At 62.3% G+C, this 9,070-nt stretch carries 8 protein-coding genes; 1 reads left to right on the top strand and 7 read right to left on the bottom strand.

What is annotated here, in order from left to right; all coding sequences use genetic code 11:
- Nucleotides 1–3,031, top strand: a 3,031-nt coding sequence (locus HRF45_12835) for a PD40 domain-containing protein (protein MEP0767408.1), incomplete at its 5' end; no start/stop codon positions are given.
- Here the strand turns inward: HRF45_12835 and HRF45_12840 are convergent.
- The 7 genes from HRF45_12840 to HRF45_12870 form a co-directional block, all read right to left on the bottom strand.
- Nucleotides 3,028–3,399, bottom strand: a complete 372-nt coding sequence (locus HRF45_12840) for a hypothetical protein (protein ID MEP0767409.1) — start codon at nt 3,397–3,399, stop codon at nt 3,028–3,030. The two genes, HRF45_12835 and HRF45_12840, sit on opposite strands and share 4 nt — an antisense overlap.
- Nucleotides 3,400–3,481: 82 nt before the next feature.
- Entirely contained in the window at nt 3,482–3,919 is a 438-nt protein-coding gene (locus tag HRF45_12845) for a hypothetical protein (protein MEP0767410.1), read from the bottom strand.
- Nucleotides 3,920–3,934: 15 nt separating this feature from the next.
- A complete protein-coding gene (locus tag HRF45_12850; GenBank protein ID MEP0767411.1) occupies nt 3,935–4,666 on the bottom strand; it encodes an HAD family hydrolase in 732 nt (243 codons plus the stop codon).
- Nucleotides 4,666–5,646, bottom strand: coding sequence for a tryptophan--tRNA ligase (gene trpS, locus HRF45_12855; protein ID MEP0767412.1), 981 nt, complete (start codon nt 5,644–5,646; stop codon nt 4,666–4,668). The genes HRF45_12850 and trpS overlap by 1 nt, the downstream gene beginning before the upstream one ends.
- Before the next feature lie 13 nt (nt 5,647–5,659).
- Nucleotides 5,660–6,289 (bottom strand): site-2 protease family protein, encoded by a 630-nt coding sequence (locus HRF45_12860; protein MEP0767413.1) that lies wholly within the window; start codon nt 6,287–6,289, stop codon nt 5,660–5,662.
- Entirely contained in the window at nt 6,286–7,635 is a 1,350-nt protein-coding gene (lysA, locus tag HRF45_12865) for a diaminopimelate decarboxylase (GenBank protein MEP0767414.1), read from the bottom strand. The genes HRF45_12860 and lysA overlap by 4 nt, the downstream gene beginning before the upstream one ends.
- A 120-nt stretch (nt 7,636–7,755) precedes the next feature.
- A complete protein-coding gene (locus tag HRF45_12870; GenBank protein ID MEP0767415.1) occupies nt 7,756–9,012 on the bottom strand; it encodes a hypothetical protein in 1,257 nt (418 codons plus the stop codon).
- Between the last annotated feature and the right edge of the window lie 58 nt (nt 9,013–9,070).

A 9,070-nucleotide genomic window follows, 5' to 3' on the forward strand; every position in this document is an offset into this window, starting at 1 on the left:
CACGCAGCGCCTCACCCGCAGCGAAGGGCGCGAATCCGCAGGGCGCTTCTCGCCCGACGGTCGCCACATCGCCTTTACCGCCGAATACGACGGCATTCGCGAGGTCTACGTGATGGACGCCGATGGGGGCGTCCCTCGCCGCGTCACCTTCACCAACGAGATGGCGCTGCTGTTGGATTGGACGCCGGACGGCAAGAGCGTGCTGTACCGCACCTCCAACCAGCCGGCATGGTTCGGGCTATACACGGTGCCGGTGGAGGGCGGCTTTCCGCAGCGCTTCCCGCTCGAGTTCGGGCAGCACGTGACCTTTGCGCCGGATGGCGACCGATTCGCCTTTACGCGGTTCGCGCGCGCCGGGGCGGCGTGGTACCGCTACGAGGGCGGCCAGAAGAACGACGTCTGGATAGGCGAGCTTAGCGCCAAAAAGTTCCGCAAAGTCTATGAGAGTCGCTTTTCCAACGAGTACCCGGCGTGGGTCGGCGATCGAGTCTGTTTCGTTCACGACGAGGGGGCGCGCTTTAGCATCTACTCCGTTGCGCCTACCGGGGGGCAGGCTCAACGACTGACGGAGCCGGCAGACGTCGAGATTCGCTCGTTGCAAACAGACGGTAAGCGAATGGTGTACGAGAAGGGTGCGGGACTGGAGGTGCTGGACCCGGTCACCCGGAAGACCATCCAGCCCCCGTTTCGGCTGTCGTCGGAGCTGATGCACACGCTTCCCTACCTGTCACCGGCGGACCGCAACGTGTTCTCCGCGCATCTCGGCCCGACGGGCAAGCGCGTGTTAGTAGAAACGAGAGGGCAAGTCATCACACTGCCGACCAAGGAAGGAGACGTCAGGACGATACTCGCCAGGGACGGAATACGCTATCGTCTCCCCACCTTCTCTCCGGATGGAAAGAAAATCGCGTACGTCTCCGACGAGACACGGGAGCAGCAGCTTTACGTGGCAAACGCCGACGGCTCGGCGCCGCGACAACTGACATTCGATAGCGGAAGACAACTGGTCCGCATTCAGTGGTCTCCAGACGGGAAGTACATCGCCCTGAGCGACAACCTCACGCGTCTTCTGCTAATCGAGGTGGATTCCGGACGCATCGTCGAGATCGCACGTGGCACTGGATGGGAAGGACCCCATTGCTCGTTCTCTCCGGACTCCAAATGGCTAGTGTATGACGACGTCGATCGCATGACCTACTTCTCCTGGCCTGTGCTCTATGAAATTGCCACTGCCAACAAAACGGCGCTCGGCCCCCGAATGACCACCGACTATCAGGCCGTCTTCAGCTCGGATGGAAAGTGGCTAGCGTTCTTCTCCCGCCGCAGCTTCACGCCGGAGTGGGACTCGGTGCAGGGGCACATGAACGCCAAGAAGGTGCTACGCGTGTGCCTCGTGCCGCTCAATAAGGATGTGAAGAACCCACTGCTGCCCGAGAGCGACGAGGAGACTGCAGTCACCCCCGAAGCCAAGAAAGACGAAGAGAAGAAGGACGAGCCCCCGCACACGACGGTGGACCTCGATGGCATTGCGGACAGGTGGATCGAGCTGCCCATCGCGGCGGACGACTACTCGGATCTCGCCGTGGTGGGCGAGCGAGTGCTCGTGCAGAAAGACGACACGTTGTACTACTACCACCTGAAAGACAAGAAGTGGGGCACCGTGACGACAGGCGTCGGTAGCTTTCAGGTATCGGCGGATAACAAGAAACTGCTCATCGTGCGTGGGGCTAACCTACGCGTCATCGACGTATCTGCCACCGAGGCGAAGAGCGACGAGGGACGTGTCAGTTTCGCCAACTACCAGTTACGCATCAATCCGCGTGCCGAATGGGAGAACATGTACTGGGACGCGTGGCGGCTCGCGCGCGACTACTTCTACGTAGCTAACATGCACGGCAACGATTGGCCCGCAGTGGGCGAAAAGTATGCCAAGCTCCTGCCGAGCGTGCGTTCGCGCGACGAACTCAACGAGGTGATACGGTTCCTCTACTCCGAACTGAGCATTTCGCACATCGGCGTGTGGGGCGGGGATACGCGTGGCACCTTCCGAGGCGCCTCGCCGGCGTTTCTGGGCATAGACGTGGAGCCGGATGCCAGCGGATACTACAAGATCACGCGCGTGCTGCGGGGTGACGGATTCAGCGAGGGGGACCGCTCGCCGCTCGCCGCCCCGGGCGTGGACGTGCGAGAAGGTCAGTACCTGCTCGAGGTCGCCGGAGTTCCCGCTCGCGTGGGCTCGGACGTGTTCGGCGCACTGATCGGACGCGCAGGGCAGGTGGTAGCAGTGCGTGTTAACGATACGCCGGATGCCGAAGGTGCCCGGACCGTGTACGTCAAGCCCATGGGGTCGGAGTGGCGTCTACGCTACTACGACTGGGTCGCACGACAACGCGAGTACGTGACTAAGGCTTCGGAGGGCAAAATCGGCTACATCCACATTCCGGATATGGGTGGATGGGGAATGGCGGAGTTCCTGAAGCAGTACTATCCGCAGCGCAACAAAGAAGCGCTGTTAGTGGATGTGCGTTTCAACGGCGGCGGCAACGTCTCGACGAACATCATTCGCATCCTGAACGAAAAGTTGGTGGCATACTTCAACTCGCGTAACAATCCGCAGCCATGGACGCGGCAGGGAAGCTACTTCCCGGGGCCGATGTGCTGTTTGATCAACGAGTTCAGCGGGTCCAACGGAGAGGAGTTTCCGCATCACTTCAAGGCGTTGGGGCTCGGTCCGTTGGTAGGTCGGCGCACGTGGGGTGGAGAGGTGGGATCCGATCCCGGCTGGCCGCTGGCCGACGGCGGCACTGTGGCGATACCGAACTACGGTGCGTGGACCATGGACGATGGGTGGATCATCGAGTCGAGGGGCGTATCGCCCGACTACGATGTCGAGAGCGACCCGAACGCGTGGGTGTTGGGCAAGGACCCGCAACTGGACAAGGCGGTGGAGCTAATGCTGGCTGCGCTGAAAAAGAATCCGGTCCGCCGACCGGTGACGCCGCCCGATCCCGTTCGGGTGGGCCCGCACTAGCGCGTCTCACCTATAAGGTAAGGTTCGGCCAAGCGTCTCTCCTCGTCGGTGAGACAAGCGAAGCAGCCAGCACAGAGTGCGATCTCGTTGACGGGTTGTGCGCAGCAAAGTAGGCAGTAGCCGCGCTGCCTAGCGAGTCGCAGACGTACCGGGCTCTTTAGGTAGCTGACCAACTCGCCGCGCGGTATCCCCGCCCTATTCAACCGATTCCAGTCCATCGCTCGAAGGCGAATCGTACCGCGCCCGAAAGCATCGTCAAAAGCCCAACGTCGCATTCTTGCAGCAGGCGAACCGGCTGCTGCTCCGCCACCATCCGCCCACTGTTCGCAGCGGAATGTGGAGTCCTCGGTGGTCAGGCGAGGCACCATCTCCCCGATTCGTTGGGCAGGTCGGTCGTTCTATCCCTCAGTCCTGCCGGTATGTAACCCGAGCCGAGACGTTCAGTGCAGCCTACGGAACGCTGTTCAGGTCGGACAGGAACAGGTCCTTGTCCTCTTTCTCCTTGATACCCTCGGCAGCTTCCATGCCCTTCTGGTAGTACCGGTCCCGCTCGGCACGGTCCCCCGCGACAGCGTGCGCCCGAGCCAACGCCTCGTAGGCGAATGCGAGGTCGAAGTCGCCGTAGCCGTGCTGCTCGCACAGCTCCAGCGTTCGCTTCGCGTGATGCAACGCAGGCTCGGCCCGCCCGAGCACCGAGTACACGCGCGATATCTGCCACTCGCCCCGAGCGGCGTTCAGCGCCGTGCCCACCTTGCTCCAGTGAAACCGCGATGCCCACGCGGACATCAGCATCTCCTCGTCCTCGTCGAGTGTCCGCTCCGCCTTGTCTAGCAGTGTCCAAGTGTGGTTGAACAGGTCAACCGCTAGCTTCTTGTGTATGTCTTCCATCGCCCCCCTGTCTCGTCATTCGGCGTGCGTCCGCTCGTCAATCCATGCCGCTATCTCGGTAAGAGAGTCTGCCACGTAATCCGCCTCGTCCGGGTCCACCTCCTCCGAGGTCAGCCAGCAGGTCTGCAGCCCTGCGCGCCTCGCGCCGCGGATGTCGTGCTCCAACGCATTCCCGACGAAAAGAAGCTCTTCCGGCCGCACCCGCACGCTCCCTGCCGCGGCGTGGAAGATGGCCGGGTCGGGTTTGCCCACGCCGAACTCGCCCTCGATGAAGATGTTCGGGAACCACTTTCGGATGCCCAGCGCGGCGATCTCCTCACGCTGGCTGTCCGCTGGGCCGTTGGTGATTAGGCCCAAGGGGAAGCGTTTGGACAGCTTGTCCAGGACCTCCTCGGCGTCCGGAAACAGGCGAAGGCGGGCCAGCCGCCCCGCGTTGTACTCGTCGGACATGCGAGCAGCCAGGCGCTGGTCTTCGATGCCGAAGCGTGCGAGGACTCGGCGCATCACTTCGGTCCGCGTGGTTGCACCCGACACCAAATACTTGGAGCGCCACGCCCCGCCCGGACGCACCTCCGGCAGCATCTGCTTGAACTCCTCTTTCCAGGCGCGGTACAGGGCATCTGCGGACAACTCCGGACGCTCGGCAGCGAGGTTGCGAAAGACCTCCTTGCGCGACTCGCGCGCAACCTCCATGTAGTTGCACAGCGTGTCGTCCAGGTCGAAGAAGACCGCTCGGATTGGTGCCATCACCGGAGCTTCATCGCCTCACGGACTTCCTTCATCGTCGCGGAGGCGAAGGCCCTCGCCCGCTCGGCGCCTCGGTTCAGAATCGCCTCCACTCTCTCGGGCTCCTTCTCCAACTCCGCTCTCCGAGCCCTGACCTCTGCAAGGGAGGCGTTGACTGCCTCTGAGCACTCCTTCTTGCACGCCACGCATCCCCTGGCCCCGGAGCGACACTCCCGTTCGACCGTGTCCACGTTCGGGCGGTTGTACACGGTGTGCAGGCTGAACACCGCGCAGCCTTCGGGGTGGCCGGGATCGTCCTTGCGAATCTTCTCTGGGTCGGTGAAGGCGGTCTTGATCTTTGCCGTGGTCTCGTCTGCACTGTCCGCAACGAAGATGGCGTTGCCGTACGACTTGCTCATCTTCCGGCCGTCCAGGCCCATCATCATCGGCACGTCGCTCAGGATGTTCTGCGGCTCGGGGAAGACCTCGCCGTACAAGAAGTTGAACCGACGAGCGATTTCGCGAGTCAACTCCAAATGGGGCAGTTGGTCCTTCCCCACGGGCACGCCGTACGGCTTGTATAACAGGATGTCCGCCGCCTGCAGCACTGGATATCCCAGCAGCCCGAAGGAGACGGACTCGATCTGCAGGTTCTCGCGCTTTTCCTTGTAGGTGGGCACGCGCTCCAGCCACGAGAGCGGCGTGATCATGCCCAGCAGCATCGCCAACTCGGCATGCTCTTTCACGTGAGACTGGATGAAAATGGAGTTCCGCTCGGGGTCCAGCCCCGCAGCGAGGTAGTCAATCGCAACGCTGCGAGAGTTGGCCGCGATCTGGTCCGAACACTCGGCCAGCGTGGTCAGGGCGTGCCAGTCCACGATGCAGCAGTACATCTCGAACTCGTCTTGGAGGCGGACCCAGGTACGGAGGGTTTCGTAGTTACCGAGGTGGAGCATGGGCTGCGTAGGCTGCATCCCACTCAGAAGACGTTGCTTGGGCATATCTAAGTTTAGCTTAGCCGACCAGGATTCGGAAAGCTTGCATCACCGGGGGCATCAGCACCCACCGGATGACGGGCAGCCCGACGAGCGGTAGCACCAGCAGGCAGGTCAGAAGCACCATCGCGCCGTAGCGGCGGTTCCACTGAGATAGCTGAACCCCCAAGCGCTCCGGCAAGAGGCCTTGCAGAATCCAGCTTCCGTCCAGTGGAAACAGCGGAATCAGATTGAAGAAGGCGAGGGTGAGATTGATGATGATGGTGAGGAGCAAGAAGTTGGCAACGAATCCTTGAGCAGCGAAAGGAGCCAGGCGAAGGAGCAGGGCAGCCCCGAGAGCGATGAGCAAATTCGAGAAGGGCCCCCAAGCGGTAACTAACACGCTGTCCCAACGAGGACTGCGCATTCTGCGTGGGTCTATCGGTACCGGCTTACCCCATCCGAAGCCGAAACCCACGAGGCTGGAGAAGAAAATCATGAATAGCCCGGTCGGCTCGAAGTGCCGTGTCGGGTTTAGTGTCACGCGGCCGTAAAGCCTGGGCGTCATGTCGCCCGCCATGTCCGCGCTCTTGGCGTGGGCGAACTCGTGCACCGAGATACTCCCGAGCACGATCACCATCTGCATGAGAAAGTCCGACGGGTTGGTCATGCGTGCTTACCAGTGTCTTCTACGCTCCGAAACCGCTCCGGGATGCGATCCATGCGGATCACGTCCTCGGGGCTTTCCCTCTCGACGATCACATCGGCCTGGCCTTGGTTGACCAGGACCATCGCAGGCCGCTGGAAGCGATTATAGTTCGAGGCCATGGAGTAGCAGTAGGCACCCGTGCAGGGAACCGCAAGTAGGTCTCCGGGCCGGGGCATCGGGAGCTGCGCCGAGGCGATGAGCGTGTCGGTCTCGCAGTGCGCCCCGGCGATGCGGCATTCGGTGTCGGCGTGGTCGTTCATGCGGTTGGCGAGAGCGCACTCGTACACCGCGCCGTACATCTGCGGCCTCGGGTTGTCGGATAGGCCCCCGTCTACCGACACGTACAGCCGCTGAAGGCCCTCCGGCAGGTCCAGATGCTTGATGGCACCTACGGTATACAGCGTGGTCCCTGCTTCCCCGACCAGCGAGCGGCCTGGCTCTTGCAGCAGCTTGGGCGGCTCTAATCCGGTGATGCGAAGCTGCTCGGTCAGCGTGCGTACGAGCTGGTCGTGGAACTCCTCGAAGCTCGGGGGTCGGTCCTTCTCGGTGTAACGGATGCCTAATCCCCCGCCGATGTTCAGGATAGCTGGGGAGTAGCCGTGTTTGCCCGCCATCCGGCCTGCGAACTGCACCATCTCCACTACGGCTTCGGCGTGCGCCTCCAGGTCCAGGAGTTGCGAGCCGACGTGCGAGTGGTATCCCAGAAGCTGCACGTGGGGCAGGGCGAGCGCCGCGGCAACGCCCGCATCCGCAGCTTCCCCTTGGATGCTGAGACCGAACTTGGTGTCCGGCTGGCCGGTGCGAATGGCATGGTGCGTATCGGGGTCTACGCCCGGTGCCAGCCGAAGCAGGATCGGCACCTCGCGCCCCGCTTCGGCTCCCACCTGCTCGATCTGCTCCAGCTCTCCGAGCCAATCCACCACGATCAGACCGACGCCTGCTTTCACCGCGAGGCGGATCTCTTCCAGAGACTTGTTGTTGCCGTGATAGAGGGTGCGGCTCATGGGATAGGCGACTCTTTGGGCGGTGAGCAACTCGCCCGGCGAAGCCACATCCAACCAAAGGTCCTCTTCGTCGCAGATGCGCACTACGGCGGAGGTCATCAGTGCCTTGGAGGCGAAGGCGACGTCGCTGTTCTCGTAAGCCGCGCGCGAGGCCGCGAGGTAACGACGGCAGTTGTCGCGGAAGCAGGCCTCGTCCAGCACGTACAGCGGCGTACCGAACCGCGCGGCCAGGTCGGTCGCCCGGCAGCCGCCGATGGTCAGTACGCCGTGTTGGTCGATCTCTTGGGTTCCGTGAAGGATCATAAGGCAACAACAGTCCCCGAGCTCGGCGGACTGCCGCCGCAGTGTACCCGCGTGCGGGCGCCCACGGTCCCCTCGCCGGCGAGGCTTTGCAAGACCCTGTCGTACGGCAGTAGAGACGGGCTACTTGCCGACCTTCTCTTTCCAGTACTGGATAAGTTCCTCGGAAGGATAGGTGCGCGAGCCTATCTTGTCCATGTCCCAGTCCTTGTCCGGCTCGCGATAGATCATGGACAGGATGCGCAGTGCCTCGAGCCTAACCCCCTCCCACTCGTGGTCCAGAAGCGCCACGACCTGTTTTGCATACTTCTTTCCTTCGTCTGGCCGAAACGGGTTCATGAGCGCCTTCTGCACGATCAAAGGGTCATGGTGTGTGTACAGAGAGACTGCCGCTTCGTTGCCGTTGGGCAGCAACCCCAGGCCGCCCACGATTTCGGCCACGCGCTCGCGCAACTTGGGTGACTTGCTCGTGTCGAGGGCGAAGACCGCGGCTGCTATCTCCTTGGCTGCGTTCGGGTCTCCGTAGCTGCCTGCGATAACGTGCCGCAGGATGATCTGGAGTTCGGTGGTCTTCGGTCCGATAGGCGGCAGGTTAGGTGCGATCTCCTCGCGGTAGAACTTGAGGGGGTCGGGCCCGAACTGGTCCGCGATCCTCCGGTCATAGTCCGTACGGAAGCCTGTCCAATCGTAATTGAAGTTCGCTGCTGTGGGCCACAGACTGACGCGGACCAGGCCCAGGTCCTCCACGAGTCCCTTTTGCTCGTCCACGGGCAAGCCCTCGGTAGCGCGCACCCACACGCGCATCATGTCTCTGCCCGGATAGTCGTGCTTCAGGGGGAACGTCTGCGGGGCAGAGTCGGGGATGAGTTCACCTCCTAAATGGAAGTCAACAGCATACTGAACGCCATCGGGCAGCTTGATGTAGTCGTTTGGTTGGTGGCTCTCTGCACTCGCCTGCGGATGGCGCCAGTACCTGACCACACCGTGTTCGTCGGCTTTCTGCAGGAAGAGCATCATCCGCGCACCTCGAGGCAGGCAAGCACCGCTCCGTTCGTTCTGAGCCGCTTGGATCTCCTCAGGTGTCTTGGCGAAAACGCCAACACCTGAGTTGTCACCAAGGGGTGCCACCACTTTGATCGTGCCGGAAGCCGTTCCCCGGATTGTCTGGGAGACTTGCACTTCGTACAGGCCGAAGCTCTCAGTCCCCGTGGGCGCACCATCTGGCTCTTCTAAGAGAGACAGAGTCACACTTAAGCTCGTGTCCGCAGACACCCGCCCGATCAGAATCACGTCCGGGCTCCATAGCGTTTCCATCGTCTGCGCAGACGAAGAGACGCACCCCGTGAACGCCATCATTGCCCAGGCTACCGTCTTGTGCATCGCTCATCTCCTATCAGTCTGTCATGCCGCCTCATTAGGGTGGTGGAGGGGGAGGGGG

The sequence above is a fragment of the Fimbriimonadia bacterium genome (assembly GCA_039961735.1).
GTDB lineage: Bacteria > Armatimonadota > Fimbriimonadia > Fimbriimonadales > JABRVX01 > JABRVX01.